At 45.9% G+C, this 18,572-nt stretch carries 23 protein-coding genes; 9 read left to right on the top strand and 14 right to left on the bottom strand.

The features are described 5' to 3' along the window. Positions 1-352 precede the first annotated feature (352 nt). From N2317_05865 to N2317_05825, 9 genes are all read left to right on the top strand, one after another. A complete protein-coding gene (locus N2317_05865; protein MCX7817016.1) occupies positions 353-571 on the top strand; it encodes a hypothetical protein in 219 nt (72 codons plus the stop codon). 1 nt (position 572) lies between these two features. Continuing rightward, entirely contained in the window at positions 573-1,187 is a 615-nt protein-coding gene (locus N2317_05860) for an HD domain-containing protein (protein ID MCX7817015.1), read from the top strand. Next, positions 1,174-1,923, top strand: coding sequence for a tetratricopeptide repeat protein (locus tag N2317_05855; protein ID MCX7817014.1), 750 nt, complete (start codon positions 1,174-1,176; stop codon positions 1,921-1,923). The genes N2317_05860 and N2317_05855 overlap by 14 nt, the downstream gene beginning before the upstream one ends. Positions 1,924-2,075: 152 nt before the next feature. Continuing rightward, positions 2,076-3,089, top strand: coding sequence for a LysM peptidoglycan-binding domain-containing protein (locus N2317_05850; GenBank protein MCX7817013.1), 1,014 nt, complete (start codon positions 2,076-2,078; stop codon positions 3,087-3,089). 72 nt (positions 3,090-3,161) lie between these two features. Further along, positions 3,162-5,126 carry an aconitate hydratase gene (locus N2317_05845; GenBank protein MCX7817012.1) on the top strand — a complete coding sequence of 655 codons (1,965 nt, stop codon included), beginning with the start codon at positions 3,162-3,164 and terminating at the stop codon, positions 5,124-5,126. Further along, on the top strand, positions 5,110-6,324 hold the full coding sequence (locus tag N2317_05840) for an NADP-dependent isocitrate dehydrogenase (GenBank protein MCX7817011.1): 1,215 nt from the start codon (positions 5,110-5,112) through the stop codon (positions 6,322-6,324). Before N2317_05845 ends, N2317_05840 begins: the two co-directional genes overlap by 17 nt. Before the next feature lie 3 nt (positions 6,325-6,327). Beyond that, positions 6,328-7,353, top strand: coding sequence for a 23S rRNA (adenine(2503)-C(2))-methyltransferase RlmN (rlmN, locus tag N2317_05835; GenBank protein MCX7817010.1), 1,026 nt, complete (start codon positions 6,328-6,330; stop codon positions 7,351-7,353). 107 nt (positions 7,354-7,460) lie between these two features. Beyond that, positions 7,461-8,258, top strand: coding sequence for a radical SAM protein (locus N2317_05830; GenBank protein MCX7817009.1), 798 nt, complete (start codon positions 7,461-7,463; stop codon positions 8,256-8,258). A gap of 20 nt (positions 8,259-8,278) precedes the next feature. Further along, entirely contained in the window at positions 8,279-8,854 is a 576-nt protein-coding gene (locus N2317_05825) for a flavodoxin family protein (protein MCX7817008.1), read from the top strand. On the opposite strand, the gene N2317_05820 is transcribed toward N2317_05825, so the two are convergent. The 14 genes from N2317_05820 to N2317_05755 form a co-directional block, all read right to left on the bottom strand. Further along, the gene (locus N2317_05820; protein MCX7817007.1) at positions 8,847-9,728 is read right to left on the bottom strand and encodes a DUF1385 domain-containing protein; all 882 of its coding nucleotides are present in this window, start codon (positions 9,726-9,728) and stop codon (positions 8,847-8,849) included. The two genes, N2317_05825 and N2317_05820, sit on opposite strands and share 8 nt — an antisense overlap. Further along, positions 9,700-9,993, bottom strand: a complete 294-nt coding sequence (locus N2317_05815) for a hypothetical protein (protein ID MCX7817006.1) — start codon at positions 9,991-9,993, stop codon at positions 9,700-9,702. Before N2317_05815 ends, N2317_05820 begins: the two co-directional genes overlap by 29 nt. Further along, on the bottom strand, positions 9,993-10,364 hold the full coding sequence (locus N2317_05810) for a YraN family protein (protein ID MCX7817005.1): 372 nt from the start codon (positions 10,362-10,364) through the stop codon (positions 9,993-9,995). The genes N2317_05815 and N2317_05810 overlap by 1 nt, the downstream gene beginning before the upstream one ends. A 25-nt stretch (positions 10,365-10,389) precedes the next feature. Next, on the bottom strand, positions 10,390-11,001 hold the full coding sequence (locus N2317_05805; protein MCX7817004.1) for a ribonuclease HII: 612 nt from the start codon (positions 10,999-11,001) through the stop codon (positions 10,390-10,392). After that, positions 10,985-11,338: a 50S ribosomal protein L19 gene (rplS, locus tag N2317_05800; protein ID MCX7817003.1), complete on the bottom strand. Its 354-nt coding sequence runs from the start codon at positions 11,336-11,338 to the stop codon at positions 10,985-10,987. Before rplS ends, N2317_05805 begins: the two co-directional genes overlap by 17 nt. A gap of 30 nt (positions 11,339-11,368) precedes the next feature. Next, complete coding sequence (trmD, locus tag N2317_05795) at positions 11,369-12,112, bottom strand: tRNA (guanosine(37)-N1)-methyltransferase TrmD (GenBank protein ID MCX7817002.1); 744 nt, start codon at positions 12,110-12,112, stop codon at positions 11,369-11,371. A 2-nt stretch (positions 12,113-12,114) separates the two neighbouring features. Continuing rightward, positions 12,115-12,678 (bottom strand): ribosome maturation factor RimM, encoded by a 564-nt coding sequence (rimM, locus tag N2317_05790; GenBank protein ID MCX7817001.1) that lies wholly within the window; start codon positions 12,676-12,678, stop codon positions 12,115-12,117. Next, on the bottom strand, positions 12,626-12,856 hold the full coding sequence (locus tag N2317_05785) for a KH domain-containing protein (protein ID MCX7817000.1): 231 nt from the start codon (positions 12,854-12,856) through the stop codon (positions 12,626-12,628). Before N2317_05785 ends, rimM begins: the two co-directional genes overlap by 53 nt. Before the next feature lie 63 nt (positions 12,857-12,919). Next, entirely contained in the window at positions 12,920-13,168 is a 249-nt protein-coding gene (rpsP, locus tag N2317_05780; GenBank protein ID MCX7816999.1) for a 30S ribosomal protein S16, read from the bottom strand. A gap of 87 nt (positions 13,169-13,255) precedes the next feature. Next, positions 13,256-14,590 (bottom strand): signal recognition particle protein, encoded by a 1,335-nt coding sequence (gene ffh, locus N2317_05775; GenBank protein MCX7816998.1) that lies wholly within the window; start codon positions 14,588-14,590, stop codon positions 13,256-13,258. Positions 14,591-14,597: 7 nt separating this feature from the next. After that, positions 14,598-15,266: an SPOR domain-containing protein gene (locus N2317_05770; GenBank protein MCX7816997.1), complete on the bottom strand. Its 669-nt coding sequence runs from the start codon at positions 15,264-15,266 to the stop codon at positions 14,598-14,600. Positions 15,267-15,270: 4 nt separating this feature from the next. Beyond that, positions 15,271-16,935 carry an arginine--tRNA ligase gene (gene argS / locus N2317_05765; protein MCX7816996.1) on the bottom strand — a complete coding sequence of 555 codons (1,665 nt, stop codon included), beginning with the start codon at positions 16,933-16,935 and terminating at the stop codon, positions 15,271-15,273. 99 nt (positions 16,936-17,034) lie between these two features. Beyond that, positions 17,035-17,763: a prepilin peptidase gene (locus tag N2317_05760; GenBank protein ID MCX7816995.1), complete on the bottom strand. Its 729-nt coding sequence runs from the start codon at positions 17,761-17,763 to the stop codon at positions 17,035-17,037. Positions 17,764-17,796: 33 nt separating this feature from the next. Beyond that, complete coding sequence (locus tag N2317_05755; GenBank protein MCX7816994.1) at positions 17,797-18,528, bottom strand: sugar phosphate nucleotidyltransferase; 732 nt, start codon at positions 18,526-18,528, stop codon at positions 17,797-17,799. Positions 18,529-18,572 lie beyond the last annotated feature (44 nt).

Raw genomic sequence — 18,572 nt, 5'->3', positions numbered from 1 at the left:
ATTGTAACCTGCTTGAGCACACACCTGTGCTATCCCACTCCCCATAAGTCCGGCACCAAGCACACAAACATTTTTAATTTCCATTATAACACCTCCTCACCAGTATTTATGGTCTTTGGAAATTTCCTGAAAGAGAAGTGAATTAAGGAAGGACAACTGAAAATCCCTCATTCCACTACGACACGTTCTGAGGACAGGCATAGGGCAATTCATCCGACACTCAAATCCCACATTGAAGAAAAAAAATCAAGCACTATTGAAAAAATCCTTTCACAAATAGGAAAATTGAGGGTTGCGAAAAAGAAAACTGCTGTTATAGACTTATCAAAAATACGCCAAGGGGAGGAAATCTTTGAAAGATCGCAGTGAGAAGGAAGCTCTGATAAGGGAACTCCGAGCCGAAATGGAGAAAAAGTTACGGCAACATGAAATAGAGGTAATACAGTACTGGCAGGGACAGCTTGCCAAACTACTCTCCATGAAACCCGAAAATCTCGGAGCCCTTCAGGTGCACATAAAAAAAGTCTACGATATGATGAGCAACAGAATTCAAGTACTAAAGCGAGGGTGAGATGGAGGAAATAGTTAATTTCTTGTTTGAAGTAGGAATGTTACAGAAAACACCCCGAACGGGGTTTCAGTTTTTAGGATCTGGCAACGAATCCGTTGCCGAACACATACTGCGCACCGTATTCATAGGTTATGCACTCAGCAAACTAGATCCAGAAGTGGATGAAAATAAGGTGTTGAAACTTTGTCTATTCCACGATCTAACTGAAGCGAGAACAGGTGACATGAACTACGTCAACAAAAAATACGTCACTGTTAACGAAAAAAAAGCCATTGAGGATCTCACTAAACCCCTTCCCTTCGGAAATGAAATCGCTGAACATATGGCCGAGTTTAACAGCCGATCGACAAAAGAAGCTAAAATAGCCCACGATGCCGACCAGCTCGCACTTATCATCCAGCTCAAGGAGTACGGAGATCTGGGCAACAAGTACAGTAAAGACTGGATAGAGTTTGCCCTCAAAAGACTCTGCACTAAACAGGCCCGGAAAATCGCCGATCAGATTCTAATCACTGATTCATCTGATTGGTGGTTTAAGGAGAAGGACGAATGGTGGGTCAATGGTGGATCTTCTCCGCTCACTTACGAGAAGGAGCAGGACGGTGAGAAGGATTAAGTTGTTCTTAATGACCCTTGTGTTGCTCACTTTATCATGTGCCACGGAAACAACGCTTAAACAATCGGATGTGCACATGAATTTAGGGGCTGCCTACATTGAATCTGGTGATTACACGAATGCCCTTAAGGAACTCATAAAAGCAGAGCAACTGAACTCATCAGATCCACGAATACATTACCTGAAAGCGATGGCCTATGCAGGTAAAGGTTATCACGAACTAGCTATAGAAGAATGTAGAAAGGCCGTTGCTTTAAAACCAGATTACTCCGAAGTCTATAATTACATGGGCACCCTGCATCTGGTGAGGGGTCAGATACCAGAGGCCCTGGAAAACTTTGAAAAGGCCCTAAGCAACGTGCTCTATGCAACCCCTTCAGTAGCACTTTTTAACATGGGTAAAGCTTATACCATGCTAAAAGACTATGACAGAGCAATGGCAAAGCTCCAAGAAGCAGCCTTAAAAGATAACCGAAACGAACTTAACCCATTTATAGAACTCGAAATGGGAAGGATAAGCGGTGAGCGAGGTGATTGGTCACGGGCTGTCCAACATTTGAAAAGAGCTATTGAATATCTACCATCCCTAACAGAGGCGTATTATCTTTTGGGCAATGCCCAACTCAAACTGGGAAACTCAAGGGAAGCAAGAGAAAATTTGGAAACCGTGGTAAAAATCTCCCCAGAATCAGAACTGGGAAAGAAGGCACAGAGACAACTTTTGCTAATGAAATAAACGAGTTAAGCTCTTCCTTCAAAAATTTTTTTGACATACCCCCTTTTTTCATGTACAGGAAACTTACTTAATAAAGGTAGGTGTGTGACTCTCAATTTATAACATGCGTACCTCGGAAGGACTGCTTCTGAAAAAATCAAGAGGAGGTCCTCATGACGGCGCAACGAGTAGTGGGTTTTATATGCGTCTTATCATTTCTATTTTTACCCATATTTCAAGGTAAGCTTCTTGCGGACATAAAACACAGAGTAAGGCAAGGAGAAACCCTCTCAAAGATAGCAAAGAGATACGGCGTCAGCATCGATACCATAAAAAAAGCAAACAACCTCACCGGAACAACTCTCAAAACCCACCAGATATTGGTAATCCCACAGATAAAAAATCAAAGATCTCTCGTTCAGAAAAAAGGATCAAGTGAACACACATACTACACGGTAAAAAAGGGGGATACCCTTTCATCAATATCGAAAAAGACAGGCTGTTCAATAGTGGAACTTAAGAAGTGGAACAACCTATTTTCAAACCGTCTAAAGGTAGGGCAAAGAATAGTGATAGCAGCAAATGCAAAAGGATCTCCGATGTCTGAAGAAAAAATAAAAGAGAACAGATCATTCGCATTAACGGAAGATGAAGATCTACTCGATGATGAACTGGATGACGAAGACTTGGATACGGAAGAAGAAGTTAAAAATGAGCAACACGAATATTCCATTTTGGGAAAGTGGCGTAATCCCGAAGAACGCTCCCTCTTGGTAAAGGTCGCGAAAGCCTTCTTGGGTACACCCTACAGGTTGGGTGGTAACTCGGTAAGAGGGCTTGACTGCTCTGCTTTCGTTAAAAAGATATACGAGTTATTTGACGTCCAGCTACCTCGCTCGGCGAAAGAACAGGCATTTACAGGTATGCCCGTAAACAGAAACGACCTGCAGGAAGGTGACCTCATATTCTTCCATACGCGAAGAAAATACGGCCACGTGGGTATCTACATAGGTAATGGAAAGTTCATCCATGCAGCCTCGGGAAAGCGTTTCCGGCAGGTGAAGATCGATTCCCTGGATGAACCTTATTACAGTAAGCGTTTCGCAAAGGCTATAAGGGTAAAGGTTCTAGATACAGGTTGGGAAAACACATCTCTTGTGAACGGTTCATCTCGCAAGGGAACCTGATAAAAAACGAAACATCAATACTAGAGGAGGAAAGTGGGGTACGACATCCGTGCCCCATATTAGTTGTTTGATATGGGTTTGAATATTACAGAGAAGATTCTATCCAGTCACCTAGTAGGGGGAAAACTTGAAGCAGGATCAGAAATCGCAATAAGAATCGACCAAACCCTAACCCAGGACGCAACGGGTACCATGACTTACTTACAATTCGAAGCCATGAACGTCCCCCGGGTGAGAACAGAACTGTCAGTAAGCTACGTAGACCACAACACGATTCAAATCGGTTTTGAAAATGCGGATGATCATCTATACCTTCAGAGCGTAGCGCAGCGGTACGGAATCTATTTTTCAAGACCAGGCAATGGTATATGCCATCAAATCCACCTGGAGAGATTCGGCAAACCGGGAAAAACTCTTCTTGGAGCTGACAGTCACACACCCACCTGTGGCGCCCTTGGTATGTTTGCCCTCGGTGCCGGCGGTTTAGATGTAGCCCTGGCGATGGCGGGAGAACCTTTCTACCTCAAGTGTCCCAGGGTTATCCGTATTAATTTGGAAGAGGAGCTACCACCGTGGGTTTCGGCAAAAGACGTAATTCTCTACATTCTCAGTATATTTACAACAAAAGGAAACGTGGGCTACGTATTTGAATACGGAGGAGAAGGTCTAAAGAAATTAACCGTGCCGGAGAGGGCGACGATAGCCAACATGGGTGCGGAATGCGGTGTAACCACCTCTATATTTCCCAGCGATGATATGACAAGGCTGTTCCTCCGTGCCCAGGGTAGAGAAAATGACTGGATACCCCTGGAGGCTGACAGAGATGCGCAATATGACAGAATAGTAACCATAAATCTATCAGAACTGGAGCCTCTAGCAGCGTGTCCTCATAGCCCCGACAATGTGAAACGGATAAGTGAAATAGAAAACATACCTGTTCACCAGGTGTGTGTGGGTAGCTGCACAAATTCCTCATACAGGGATCTGGCCACAGTTGCCGAGATACTAAGTGGCAGAGTAACCCACAAAGATGTGAGCTTTGTCGTTGCCCCCGGTTCTCGCCAGGTAGTTACCAACCTGCTTATGAGCAGTCATTTGCGTTCGCTAATCACAAGTGGCGCTCGTATAATGGAAAATGCCTGTGGTTTCTGCATCGGCAATAGTCAGAGTCCACCATCCGGCGGTGTATCTCTGAGAACATCCAACAGAAACTTCTACGGTAGATCGGGAACAAAAGATGCGTATGTTTATCTCGTAAGCCCAGAAACGGCAGCAGCCGCCTTAATTACAGGTCGCATAACAGATCCCAGAAAATTAAATATAGAATATCCCCGAATAGAGATGCCAGAAAAATTCTGTATCGACGATTCAATGATTATCCCGCCCCTCAACAGTGATGAGGCAGAAAAGGTACAAATTTTAAGGGGACCCAATATAGGATCACCACCATTGAACACCCCTATGCCCGAAAACATAAAAGGTGTGGTTGCAATCAAATTAGAAGACAATATCACCACCGATCATATCATACCTGCAGGGGACAGGATGAAGTACCGCTCCAATATTTCTCGGTACGCCCAGTACCTCTTCGAAGTGGTGGATCCAGAATTCTACAAAAGAGCCATCCAAAACAAAGAAAGAGGTTTTGCCAATATCATCGTGGCTGGTAAATCTTACGGACAAGGCTCTTCCCGGGAACATGCCGCTCTGTGTCCAGCCCATGTAGGGGTCAGATTTGTCATTGCCAAATCATTTGAACGCATCCATGCATCAAATCTCATCAATTCAGGTATACTACCCCTAACCTTCAGTAGCTATGCAGATTACGATTCCCTCGGCCAGGGAGACACACTTGAAATTGTAAACATAAGGGAAGCTCTGCAAAAGGGCGAATCCTTGATCATCCACAACATTTCCAAAAAAAGTTATTTCACGGTAAAATATACTCTCAGTCAGAGAGAAAAGGCTATTATACTCGCCGGCGGCATGCTGAATATAATCAGGGAGAGAAATACACATCATGAAGATAAAAGTTAGGAACCCCATTGTAGAAATAGACGGCGATGAGATGACCCGTATTATGTGGGATCTCGTCAAAGAATATCTCATCTTGCCTTACCTAAACGTAGACCTAAAATACTACGACCTCCACATAAAAAAACGAGACGAGACAGACGACAAGATAACAGAGGACGCCGCCAGAGCCATTTTAAGTCATGGTGTGGGCGTAAAGTGTGCCACAATAACACCTACGGAAGAAAGGGTACAGGAGTACAATCTTAAGAAGGCATGGAAAAGTCCCAATGCGACAATAAGGACGATCCTCGGTGGAACTGTTTTCAGAGAACCCATTCTGGTGAAAAATATCGTGCCCTATGTGCGATCATGGAAAAAACCCATCGTCATTGGTCGGCACGCTTACGGTGACGTGTACAGTAACGTCGAAATGAGAATACAAAGGAAGGGAAAGGTAAAACTCCTCTTTCAGCCTGAAGAAGGGGAAGAAGTGGCGGAGACCACTGTGTTTCAATTCTCTGGTCCAGGTATTGTCCAGGCTATACACAATCTCGACGATTCCATCGAAGAGTTCGCACGTACGTGTTTCCGTTATGCCCTGGAGAGAAAGCTCGACCTCTGGTTCAGTGCGAAAGACACCATATCCAAGACGTACGATGGCCACTTCCGGAGCATATTCGAGAAGGAATACAGAACCAACTGGGAAACACATTTCAGACAGGCCGGATTGAGTTACAACTTTTCCCTCATAGATGACGCAGCAGCGAGAGTTGTCCGTTCTGAAGGCGGAATCCTATGGGCCCTAAAAAACTATGACGGGGATGTAATGTCTGATATGATTGCTTCAGCCTGCGGAAGCCTGGCTATGATGACATCGGTTCTCGTTTCCCCGAAGGGGTGTTACGAATACGAGGCCGCTCACGGAACAGTACAGAGACATTACTACCGATACCTGAAGGGAGAGGAAACATCCACTAATCCAACCGCCATCATCTTCGCATGGAGCGGGGCGCTGAAAAAACGGGGTGAGCTTGACAATACACAGGATGTAATCGCCTTCGCAGAGAACTTGGAAAGGGCTGTGCGAGAAACCATAGAATCCGGAATCATGACAGGGGATATCATCGGGATGGCAGAATCAATTCCTTCCAAGAAACTTGTATCAACACAGGAATTCATAAAGGCCATTTCCATAAGACTAGAAGACTGCTATAAATAGTCCATGTCGGGAAAACCCCACCTCAAAGACATGACCCTAGAAGAAATGGAAGCCTATTTCGCCGAGATGGGCAAGGAACGATATCGTGCGCGACAGGTTATGAAGTGGCTTTACCAGCGGGGAGCGCAATCTTTCGATGTTATGACAGATCTATCAAAGGAATTCCGCGACAAATTAAAAGAAATGGTGGAGATTCGTGACCCGGAGATAGTGAAAACGAGCACTTCCATCGATGGCACTAAAAAGGTCCTATTTCAACTTGAAGATGGGCACAAAGTGGAAAGTGTACTCATACCAGGCAAAAATCACTGGACCGCCTGTCTATCTACCCAGGTGGGGTGTGCGATGGGTTGTCTTTTCTGTTTCACAGGAACCATAGGATTGAAGAGAAACTTGAGAGCATCAGAAATAGTTGGTCAGTTGATTAGGCTTCGTTTTGAAACACCTGAAGGTGCCAGTGTAAAGAATGTAGTTCTCATGGGCATGGGGGAACCTCTAGCAAACTACGAAAATACACTGAAGGCAATAAAAAACTTCACGTCAGATTATGGAATGGGATTTTCCACCCGCAAGATAACGGTTTCCACCTGCGGTATAGCTCCTAAGATCGTCCAACTTGGGCACGACATCCGCGTTAATCTTGCCGTGTCACTAAACGCCCCAGATAACGAACGACGCAGTACGTTGATGCCCATAAACCGCCTATACCCCATAGAGGCCCTTCTACAGGCATGTCGAGACTATCCCATGCCTGGTCGGCGTATGCTAACTTTTGAATACGTTCTCTTGGGTGATTTTAACGACACCATCCAGGATGCCAAAAAACTCGCCCGCCTGTTGAGGGGAATACGTTGCAAAGTGAATTTAATTGCATTCAACGAATTTCCCGGATCACGCTTCAAATCACCTTCTCCCGAGGCTATAAGAAATTTCCAACAGGTACTTCTTGATGCTGGATATACCACAATCGTAAGGACGAGCAGAGGCAAAGATATATGTGCGGCATGCGGCCAACTGAGCGGTCAATGAACGTACCTTCATACATAGATCTCTACAAAAAAGGGGAACTTCAAAATAGGATAAAATCCGCCCTTAACGTCTTAAAATCGTGCGTGCTCTGCCCGAGAAGGTGCAAGGTGAATCGCATTGAAGGGGAGTTAGGTGTATGCAAAACGGGAAGATGGGCCATTCTGTCCAGCTATGGACCGCATTTTGGTGAAGAATCCCCCCTTGTGGGAAGGTACGGTTCGGGAACCATATTCTTCGCTTCCTGCAATCTCCTCTGTTCTTTCTGCCAGAATTACGACATCAGCCATCTCAGATACGGAGATGAAGTCAGCCCCAATGATCTTGCTACAGTTATAATACGCCTCCAAAAAATGGGCTGTCACAACATAAACTTCGTTACACCAACGCATGTAGTTCCTCAAATACTGGAGGCTTTACCCATCGCGATTGAAGCCGGCCTTAACATCCCCCTTGTTTACAACTGCGGTGGTTATGAAACTCTTTTAACTCTCCGCCTACTGGACGGTGTTTTCGACATCTACATGCCAGATTTTAAGTTCTGGAATAACGAGTGGGCAGAAAAGTTCTGTGGTGTGACTGACTACAGGGAACGCGCCCAGGAAGCCCTGTTGGAGATGCACAGACAGGTAGGCGATCTCATCGTAGACGAACGAGGTATAGCCAAACGAGGACTTATCATCAGGCACCTCGTCATGCCCCAAAATATCGCCGGTACAGAAGAAATCGTGCGATTCATCGCGACGAAAATATCCCCCCACAGCTACGTAAATATTATGGCGCAGTACAGGCCTTGCGGCAGAGCCGTTGGAGATCCCTTTATAGGACGACGCATCACGCCTCAGGAATTTGCGGATGCTATCGAAAAAGCACGAAGAGCAGGGCTTTACCGCCTGGACAAAGGATAAAAAAGAAGGAGGTCCAAAAAATGAAGGTGTTTGCTGTGAACGCCAGTTCCCGTAAAGATGGTAACACTGCTATTTTAATCAACACTGTCCTGGAAGAAATAAAAAAAGAGGGGATTGAAACAGAGTTATTACAACTCGCTGGTCATGAATTAAAAGGTTGTAAGGCCTGTTACAAATGTTTCAAAAATAAAAATGGTCGTTGCGCTCAAGGCACGGATATGTTGAACGAAATCCTAGAAAAGATGTCATCCGCCGATGGTATCGTCCTGGGATCTCCTACCTACTTTTGCGATGTAAGCGCCAACATGAAAGCGTTGATTGAAAGGTGTGGCATCGTAGCCCGGGCCAACAATTACATGCTGAAAAGAAAAGTCGGAGCTGCTGTGGTGGCCGCCCGGAGGGCAGGATCGATACAAGCGCTTAATTCCATAAACCTCTTCTTCCAATACATGCAGATGATAATCCCAGGCTCAAGTTACTGGAACATGGCCATAGGAGGAAATATTGGGGAGGTACTAAAAGACGAGGAAGGCTTGAGAACAATGAAAGATTTGGGCGCCAATATCGTCTGGTTGCTGAAAAAGCTCTCTAAATAACTTTTTTCATAGCGGCAATGGCTACTTCAATCTGGTCATCTGTGGGTTCCCGTGTGGTGATGCGCTGAAGCAAAAGCCCAGGCCACGTGATGAGTTTGACCATTTTGCTTTTACGAAACTTCCCCGTAAAGCGAACAATTTCATAGGAAATCCCTGCAATGACGGGAAGCAGCAAAAGTTTATAGAACACCCTTTCAAAAAAAGCAGGGCGACCAAGGAGAGAGAACACAAAAATAGAGACCACCATAACCACGAGCACAAAACTGGTACCACATCGAGGGTGTCTTGTGGGATAAGGGCGGATATTTTCCACAGTAAGTTCTTTCCCATCCTCCCAAGCAAAAACCGTTTTATGTTCTGCGCCGTGGTACATGTACACCCTTCTCATATCCCCCATAAAGAGGGTTAACGATAAAAAAAGGAGGAAAACAACCAAACGGATGCTACCCTCGGCAATGTTCAAAAGAAACGTATTTCCGATGTGCTCCCGAAGCAATGTGAATCCGTATGCGGGGATTAAAATGAAAAAAAGAAACACAATTAAAAAACTGAAAGCAATGGAGAGGTGTAACTGCCATGATGACATCTCCTGTTCCTCCTCCCTAAGGGCCATCTCAGCAGAAAAAAGGATACCCTTCACACCGAGCATCACCATTTCCAGAAAGGTCACGAATCCTCTTATAACATACCACCCAAGAACAGAATACCGACGAGTGAGAGATACGTAGGTCTCCTCCTTTAATTCGATGGACCCATCGCTTCTTCTCACCGCCAACGCAACACGATCACGATGGCGCATCATAACGCCCTCAATAAGGGCCTGACCACCTGCGAGTTCATCACCTTCAGTAGTGTAAAGGTGCTTTTTCCCCATCACGACACCGGACATCCTTTCTCCACGGATTGGCGTAAGCCCTACATCCCTGTCCAACCTTGAGATACTCCCTATAAAATGCTCCGAGAGACCCACTCATCTCCACAAGCCTGCACACATACCTAAAACCATTCCAATGAAGTTCTGGACAAACCTTTTCCCCCGCCTCCGGGTGGAGAATCAAACCAAAAGTACACGTCTGGCGGAAACAACAGTAACCACATCCTACACATCTGTGATTTTCTATATTTTCCCTTATATCCATCAACCCACCTGTAATTCAAAGGCATCTTTTATCAAACTTATCTCCACATCCCCGTTTCCCATCTTGACCGTTATAACGTCAAATCTGGCGGGTACATTGTAAAGTTTCCTACGCTGAATGTAATGGAGGGCCACAAGGGAGATACGTCTCTGTTTTTCCAGGGTTACACTTTCCAAAGGATCCCCGTATGAGTCCGAACTCCTACTCTTAACCTCTGCAAACACTAACGTGCTTCCATCACTAGCAACTATATCTATTTCCCCCAGAGGGCAACGGTAGTTTCTCTCCAGTATCCGGTATCCCTTCCTTGTGAGGAATTTTACCGCCTCCTCCTCACCACGATGACCTACAAGTGAACGGCGCCTCGCCACCTCTACAACCAGCCACGAAATAACCCTATACTAGATCTCTAACAAGAAATGAACGACGATGAATCCTACAGTATCCGTGACGCCTAATTGCCCAGCGATGCTCCTGGGTTGCATAACCCTTGTTTTTTTGAAAATTGTATTGGGGAAATTCATGGTGATATATATCCATAACTCTATCTCTTATAACTTTGGCCACAATTGAAGCAGCAGCTATGGATATACATCTGTTGTCACCTTTTACAATAGCACATTGGGGGATGTCGCTTAAAAAACCTCTGTTCCCATCCACTAAAACATAGTCAGGAGATATACTCAGTGCACTCAAGGCCTTTTTCATAGCCAAAACGGTGGCATTCCAGATGTTAACTTCATCGACAACATGGGATTCCACAATACCCCACCCCACTGACTCCGCATCGTTCATGATTTGCCAGTAGATCTGTTCCCGCTTCATTGGGGTAAGGGCCTTTGAATCTTTGATACTCGGGTTTACATAATAAGGAGGGAAAATAACCGCCGCCGCTACCACCGGTCCCGCCAGTGGACCTCTTCCCACCTCATCAACACCCGCAACAAAACGATAACCGAGAGAACAGAGCTCGCGTTCAATATCGTTCATCTCAGTAAGATCTGCCACTCTCTTTCACCTTCGCCTTTTTCCCTTTCAAACCTCTGAGATAGTAAAGACGAGATCTCCTCACACGACCACGACTCACAACCTCAACACGCTCAATCACAGGCGAATGGAGGGGAAAGGTCCTTTCCACTCCAACACCGTAAGATATCTTCCGAACCGTAAAACTCGCCCTACTGTTACCTCTTGTGCGACGAATTACTACTCCCTCAAAAGCCTGAATTCTCTGCTTCTGACCCTCCACTATGCGCACAAATACCCGTACAGTATCACCAGGACGAAAATCCGGTATATCCGCCCTCATGTTTTCTTTCTCAATCTTTTCGATAATGTTACTCATCGCCCATCACACTCCTCGTTGTTTAACCTTTTACCCATCAAACTCCCTGCCAATAAAGTTGCGTAACACCTCTTTGTCCTGAGGTGTTAATTTTGCTTTTCTCAGTAAATCCGGTCTTCTCTTATAGGTTCTAATCAGCGATTCGCGCCTCCGCCAGGACTCAATTTCTCTATGATTCCCGGAAAGAAGCACATCCGGTACTCGCCAGCCCTTGTATTCAGCTGGTCTAGTATACTGAGGATACTCCAAAAGGCCGCTGGAGAACGACTCTTCTTTAGTTGACCGTTCATTCCCCAAACTGCCAGGTAGCAAGCGAGTAACTGCATCAACAACAACCATAGCCGCTAACTCGCCTCCGGTGAGTATGTAGTCACCTATTGAAAGTTCGCGGCTCACAAGATACAACCTCACACGCTCATCCACACCTTCGTAATGACCGCATATCATAACAATCCGCCTACAAGAGGCCAATTCTTCAGCCACTGCCTGGTGGAAAAGCTCCCCTTGGGGCGTAAGCAAAATCACCGGCGTTCCTTCTTCTACCCGGAGCGCCTGCAGGGCTCTGTCAATCGGCTCCACCTTCATCACCATGCCGCCGCCACCACCGTAAGGTGCATCGTCTGTAACTCGGTGTTTGTCCTCTGCATAATCCCTAATATTGTGAAGACAAACCTCTACAGTGCCTCTCTCAAGCGCCCTCTTTAAAATACTGCACTCCAGAGGTGAACGAAACATTTCGGGGAAGAGAGTGAGTATATCGAATCTCACGGGCATGTTCACAAGCCTTCAAGAAGGCGAACCACCATCTTTCTCTTTTGTCTGTCCACCTTCAAAATGACATCCCCAACAGCGGGGAGAAGCACCTCTCTTACGCCATGCTTACAGACATAAACATCATGGGCCCTACAGGGTATTATGGATGTTATGCTCCCCACATACTCACCCCGCTCTGTATACACTTCCATCCCCAGCAGTTCCTGCCAATAGTACTCACCGTCCGGCAAAGCTCTAAGTTTTTCTACGGGAAGAAGCACCAATGTACCTACAAGTTCCTCCACAGCCTCCCGACTGTCCAGACCCTCAAATTTCAGTAGTAGCGCTTTTCCCATTACGCTGTGTTTCTGCAGACGAAACGGACCCATCTCTTTTCCTCCTCGTCGCAGAAACACTGAATCACCTTCCTGGAGCACCTCCTGGGGGGCCTCTAGAAAAGAGGTGACCTTTACGACACCCTTTAAGCCATGTGGCTTCGCTATCCGCCCTATTTCAAAGAGCTTTTTCAACGCACTATTCAATAATCTCCAGAACTGTACGCTTTTTGACTTTCGTCGAAGCGGCACTCAAGATCGTTCTCATCGCTTTCGCAGTACGACCTTGCTTCCCAATAACCTTCCCCAGATCCTCTTTCGCCACGCGCAACTCGATAACCGAAGTCTGTTCACCCACAATCTCAGATACCTGTACCTGGTCCGGATGATCGACCAGAGCCTGAGCAATGTACTTGATCAACTCTTTCATAGTTTCCACCTCCGCATGTCTTTCCCCTCAAAATCTTCAGGATTTTCGCATTTACGTTATGCCCTATTTTACTTTAACGCCATGTTTCGCGAGAAGCCGAGAGACCGTCATGGTGGGTATAGCACCCTTGGAAAGCCACTCCCTCACTCGCTCCTCCTTAATTACCACCCCCCCTGTACTCTTGTGGGGATCGTAATGACCCACAACCTCCACAAAACGACCATCGCGTGGTGCTTCCGAATCAGCCACTACAATCCTATAAAACGCCCTTTTGTGACCTCCCATACGGGCCAATCGTATCTTCGTTGCCATCCGACCTGTCCATCACCTCCTGAGAATTTAAACGAATAGAGTACCATTCATAGCATAACTATTTCACTATGAAAATAGTCTTTTTGATCAAAAACGAAAACCACTTCTCTTCAGAGCTTTTATACCCTCCTTCGTGGTTATCCTTTTAAGAAGCTTCCGCATCTCCCCATAGCTTTTGAGGAGTCTGTTTACGTCCTGTACAGTTGTTCCACTTCCCCTGGCTATACGTAACCTCCTTTCTCCATTGATTATTTGATAGTTTTCCCGTTCCTCCTTCGTCATAGAATCGATAATAGCTATAGCTTTAATGATCTCCCGATCATCGGGCAACATACCATCTGCCATTTTCAACTTAGAGAAACCGGGGATCATGGACATAACCTCTCTGAAAGAACCCATTTTCTTTATCTGTAGTAACTGATTACGGAAATCTTCCAGCGTAAATTCTTTTTTTCTTAACTTCCTCTCCAATTCTTGAGCTTCTTTCTCTGAAATAGTTGCCTGTACCTTCTCCACAAGAGTCACAACATCTCCCATACCGAGAATTCTCGAAGCCATACGCGCGGGATGGAACACCTCTAGGGCATCTATCTTTTCCCCCGTACCGACGAACTTTATTGGTTTTCCAATAACGGCCTTCAGAGACAGTGCCGCACCACCACGCGCGTCTCCATCCAGCTTTGTCATTATTACACCGTCTATACCCAAAATTTCGTTAAACCGGGCAGCTACGTTAACCGCCTCTTGACCGGTCATAGCGTCAGCTACAAAAAGCACCTCCGCTGGTTTAACGTTATCTCTTATTCGTCGAAGCTCCTCCATCATCTCTTCGTTTATATGTAGCCTGCCAGCTGTGTCCAAGATCAGAACGTCACAACCACGACTTCTAGCCTCGTCCATCGCCTTTTTACATATCAAAATGGCATCTTTCTCCCCTCTCGCATCATAAACTTCCACCCCTACACTCTGACCTAGTATCCGGAGTTGTTCCATTGCTGCGGGCCTGTACACATCAGAAGAGGCTAGACAAACACGATGACCCTGTTTCGTTAGGAAACGTGCCAGTTTAGCGGCAGTCGTCGTCTTCCCACATCCCTGAAGACCAACGAGCATAATGACAGCAGGAATTCTGCTACCTAAACGCAAATGGCTGCTTGTACCCCCAAGAAGTTCCACGAGGCGATCATGTACTATTTTTACCACCTGCTGCCCGGGTGTTATACTGTGAAGAACCTCCTCGCCAACAGCTCGCCCTCTTATATCCTCAACGAAGTCCCTAACAACTTTGTAGTTCACATCCGCCTCTAAAAGGGCCATTCTTATCTCTCGGAGGGCACCTTTGATATTCTCTTCATCCAGACGCCCTCTCCCCTTCAGCTTCCGAAATATTCCTTCTAATTTTTCTGTCAGTAGTTCAAACATACCCACCTCAATTGGCTTTCATAACTATACACTGCCCCTTCACCTTTTTCATCAAAACCGCTGCAGCTTCCTTCGCTTTATCTTCCGACATAAAACCGTCCGCAAACACGCGGTACCATCTACCTTTACCTGTAATATCTACACTCACCACAGAGGCCCGATAACCCTGTTCTCTCACCAAACTGGCAACCTCCTCCGCCCTTTTTTTGTCCTGTAGGGAAACAACCTGTACTTTGTACAGAGCTCTCGCCGTAAGGCTCCTCACTCCCTCCTTATCTTCCCCAGTAGTTCTTCCTTCTTCAGTTAAAGGTCTGACCACCTTATCTTCACGGGTCTCAACCACTTTATTCGTTTCAGACTCTTTAATCACCGGATATCCGGACTGAACTTGACCGGCGGTGGATTGGCTTGCCACATCATCCCGAGGACGCACCTCTTCACTCACGGGTTGATACATTGATAAATGTTCCCCCTTCGGGGGCAACAAATTTAGAGCGCTAAGTACTTTCTTTGGGATTCCCCAGGCGATTTTCTCAGGCATAACATCGATGTGTCTCCCCGCATGAACACCGAAAAGAAAAAAGACAAAAACAAGAAGCGCCATACCCACCACCAAAACAACTACACCCCTCCTCCCTAGAACCACTACACCCGGTTTTCTATTCTTCCACTTCATAGATCTACATCCGATCCGGGGCGTCGACACCTAGTAGTCCCAAACAATTTCTAAAAACGATACGTAAAGAATTTACGAGGAAAAGCCTCGCTGCGGTCAACTCACTATCATCCGATATAACGCGGTATCGGTTGTAATAACTGTGAAAAACACTCGCAAGGTCGTTTAGATAAAACGTTAGGCGGTGAGGTTCAAGAGCACTGGCCGCTGCCATTACAACCTCCGGATAACGCACAGCCGCCTTTATAAGGTGCATCTCCTCAGGGAGGATCAGTCTAAAGAGAGGAGTCTCTTCGAAACGGGGCACAGTTATACCCCTTTCTTCCGCCATTCGGAGTATGCTCGCAATTCGCGCATGGGCATACTGAACATAGTAGACCGGGTTTTCGTTAGACTGTTTCTTCGCCACTTCAAGATCAAAATCCAGATGGCTGTCAGAACGGCGCATCAAAAAATTGTACCTGGCAGCATCTCTCCCCACCTCATCTAAAACTTCGCGTAGTGTAACAAATTCACCTGCTCTCGTGGACATGGCCACAGGCTTACCATCGCGAAGCAGGTTGACCATCTGTACCAGAATCACCCTCAGAGCTTCCCCAGTATAACCAAGCGCCCGAATGCCCGCTTGGAGGCGTGGTATATACCCGTGATGATCCGCCCCCCAGACATCGATGATCAGATGGAAACCTCTTGCGAATTTGTAGCGATGATAGGCAACATCCGCCGCAAAATAGGTGGGTTCTCCCCTCTTTCTCACAATTACCCTGTCCTTCTCATCACCGAAAGCAGTTGACCGAAACCACAGAGTACCATCTTCCCTGTAGACAAATCCCCTGGCTTCCAAGTCAGTGATAACTCGATCTACACTTCCGTCGCGATAAAGATCCCTTTCACTAAAATAGAAATCAAACGTAACTCCAAAATCACGAAGATCCCTCTTAATACCTTCCATTATAACCCCAGAGGCCAGATCAGCGAAGTGATTGATGACCTTATCCTCATCCCACTCGAGGAATTTCGTGCCCTCATTTACCAGGATCCTTTGGGCAAGCTCCTTTATATAATCCCCTTGGTAACATGTTTCCGGAAAATCCACCTCTCGTCCCGCCATTTGAAGATAACGGTAATACACCGACCTTCCCAGATTCCATATTTGGTTTCCCGCATCGTTTATATAGTATTCCTTCTCCACCTCATATCCAGAAGCTTTAAGAATATTTGCAATAACGTCACCGACAACCGCACCTCGAGCATGACCAATGTGAAGGGGACCCGTAGGATTTGCACTGACAAATTCCACCTGTGCGCGGTATCCCTCACCCATGTCACCTGTCCCATAAGCTTGACCTTCTTTCTCGATATGTACCAGCGATGACCTCCAAACATCATCTTTTATGAAAAAATTTATAAAACCTGGACCGGCAACTTCAACCCGGTCCAGTATTTTTTTCTCATCTTGGATACGACCCACAATCATCCCCGCAATTTCGTGGGGAGATCTCCTAAGCAAAGAAGCAAGAACCATCGCCACATTAGTAGCATAATCACCATGCGCCTCTTCTTTTGCGGTTTCCACCTCAACCCTAGGCAGCGTCTCCAAACTTAAACGACCTTCCCGCTGTAAGGTAATCAACGTATTCTTTAACATCCTCTGAACTTCTTTTTTCATATCCAACCCTCAGAACGTAAAAAAAGAAGCTACCACAAAGGTCGCTCCTTTTTAACTTGCACCTAGCGTAATACGCAACAGCGATCAAGTCAAGTGGATTCACTTAACAAAAATATAAACACCGGCTCCTAGCGAGAGAAAGGGGGCGAAAGGCAAAGCGTACTTCAAGTCTTTCCCTTTAACTAAGACAATGATAATTCCCGCAGCCGCACCTAAAACGGCAGCTACTGGTAACACAACTATCAAACCTTGCCAACCTAAGAAAGCCCCTATCATACCCAAAAGATTAACATCTCCAGCACCCAAACCCTCGTTACCCGTTATGGACTCGTAGTACAAAGCAATGAGGTATAAGATAGCCACACCCGCGAATAAACCAACAAGGGCATCTGTAAACTTCAATCCCAATACGAAAATACTCACCATAAAGCAAATAGGTATACCCGGCAAAACAATAATATGCGGCACGATCCCGTGCTCCAGATCGATAAATGCAACAACAACAAGCACACAGAGAAAGATAAAAAAGACCAGAAACCTTAGATTCACACCAAATTTTATCAATAACGTGAGAGCTAGAAACGCCGTTAAGAGTTCTACAGTAAAATACCTCCAGGAAATTCTCTCCTTACAGTATCGACACCTCCCTCGTAGCAGAAGGAAACTCAGTATAGGAATGTTATCATAAAAGACTATACGCTCCCCACAGACAGGGCAGTTAGAAGGTGGGGAAATTATAGAACGGCCAAGAGGAACCCTGCTAATTACGACATTGAGAAAACTTCCCACAACAGCACCGACAATGAAAGCAACAATGTATGTCAACATTTTCCCCATATATCATAAGCCATTATATAACCTTCACGTCATCTTGTTAGCCCCAGTGAGCTTGACCATGTTGCTCGCATAGTGGAGCGATTCAAAGGTACCTGCATCACTCCACCAGCCCTCTAAAACGTCCCACTCCATAATACCCGCCTCGATATAGCGGTTGTTCACATCTGTAATCTCCAGTTCTCCCCGCGCTGATGGTTTCAATGTTCTTATGTAATCAAAAACGCGACTATCGTACATGTAAATGCCAATAACTGCGTAATTTGAAGCAGGACGAGCGGGTTTCTCCTCGATGCGAACAAGACGGTCCCCCGCAAAAACTGGTACGCCAAAACGTTGGGGATCGGGAACCTCCTTTAGTATAATACGAGCACCTTCTCTCTGCTCTTTAAATGCCTGCACCGATTTGCAGATATTCCTTTCGATTATGTTATCCCCCAGGATCACCACCATCTTGTCACCGTCAGCGAAATGTTCAGCAAGTGCTAGAGCAGCCGCTATTCCCCCCTCTCCCTCCTGGTAGGTATAGTTCAAATGCTTTAAACCAAATTCCTTACCATTCCCTAGAAGTCTCAAAAAATCACCCGCATTGTTGCCACCTGTCACAATGAGAATCTCATCTATACCAGCGTTAACCAGGGTCTTAATGGGATAATAAATCATAGGCTTGTCGTAAACGGGCAGCAGATGTTTATTCGTCACCTTAGTTAGGGGATAAAGTCTCGTCCCCAAACCACCCGCAAGAACTACACCCTTCATAACAGTCACCTACCCTTGTAATAAAATTTTGACTCTCCTACACC

The sequence above is a fragment of the Syntrophales bacterium genome, from assembly GCA_026417625.1.
Lineage (GTDB): Bacteria > Desulfobacterota > Syntrophia > Syntrophales > UBA8958 > JAOACW01.
The sequence above is the reverse complement of the archived record's forward strand: the minus strand, read 5'-3'. Positions and strand labels throughout refer to the sequence as shown.

Bases quoted from the DNA above. Each gene is read 5' to 3' on its own strand.
- N2317_05860 (MCX7817015.1), top strand. From the start codon at position 573: ATGGAGGAAATAGTTAATTTCTTGTTTGAAGTAGGAATGTTACAGAAA.
- N2317_05850 (MCX7817013.1), top strand. From the start codon at position 2,076: ATGACGGCGCAACGAGTAGTGGGTTTTATATGCGTCTTATCATTTCTA.
- N2317_05755 (MCX7816994.1), bottom strand. From the start codon at position 18,528: ATGAAGGGTGTAGTTCTTGCGGGTGGTTTGGGGACGAGACTTTATCCC.
- rlmN (MCX7817010.1), top strand. From the start codon at position 6,328: ATGTCGGGAAAACCCCACCTCAAAGACATGACCCTAGAAGAAATGGAA.
- N2317_05760 (MCX7816995.1), bottom strand. From the start codon at position 17,763: ATGTTGACATACATTGTTGCTTTCATTGTCGGTGCTGTTGTGGGAAGT.
- N2317_05825 (MCX7817008.1), top strand. From the start codon at position 8,279: ATGAAGGTGTTTGCTGTGAACGCCAGTTCCCGTAAAGATGGTAACACT.
- ffh (MCX7816998.1), bottom strand. From the start codon at position 14,590: ATGTTTGAACTACTGACAGAAAAATTAGAAGGAATATTTCGGAAGCTG.
- N2317_05840 (MCX7817011.1), top strand. From the start codon at position 5,110: ATGAAGATAAAAGTTAGGAACCCCATTGTAGAAATAGACGGCGATGAG.
- N2317_05815 (MCX7817006.1), bottom strand. From the start codon at position 9,993: ATGGATATAAGGGAAAATATAGAAAATCACAGATGTGTAGGATGTGGT.
- rplS (MCX7817003.1), bottom strand. From the start codon at position 11,338: ATGAGTAACATTATCGAAAAGATTGAGAAAGAAAACATGAGGGCGGAT.
- N2317_05820 (MCX7817007.1), bottom strand. From the start codon at position 9,728: ATGGGGAAAAAGCACCTTTACACTACTGAAGGTGATGAACTCGCAGGT.
- N2317_05770 (MCX7816997.1), bottom strand. From the start codon at position 15,266: ATGAAGTGGAAGAATAGAAAACCGGGTGTAGTGGTTCTAGGGAGGAGG.
- rpsP (MCX7816999.1), bottom strand. From the start codon at position 13,168: ATGGCAACGAAGATACGATTGGCCCGTATGGGAGGTCACAAAAGGGCG.
- N2317_05845 (MCX7817012.1), top strand. From the start codon at position 3,162: ATGGGTTTGAATATTACAGAGAAGATTCTATCCAGTCACCTAGTAGGG.
- trmD (MCX7817002.1), bottom strand. From the start codon at position 12,112: ATGCCCGTGAGATTCGATATACTCACTCTCTTCCCCGAAATGTTTCGT.
- N2317_05785 (MCX7817000.1), bottom strand. From the start codon at position 12,856: ATGAAAGAGTTGATCAAGTACATTGCTCAGGCTCTGGTCGATCATCCG.
- argS (MCX7816996.1), bottom strand. From the start codon at position 16,935: ATGAAAAAAGAAGTTCAGAGGATGTTAAAGAATACGTTGATTACCTTA.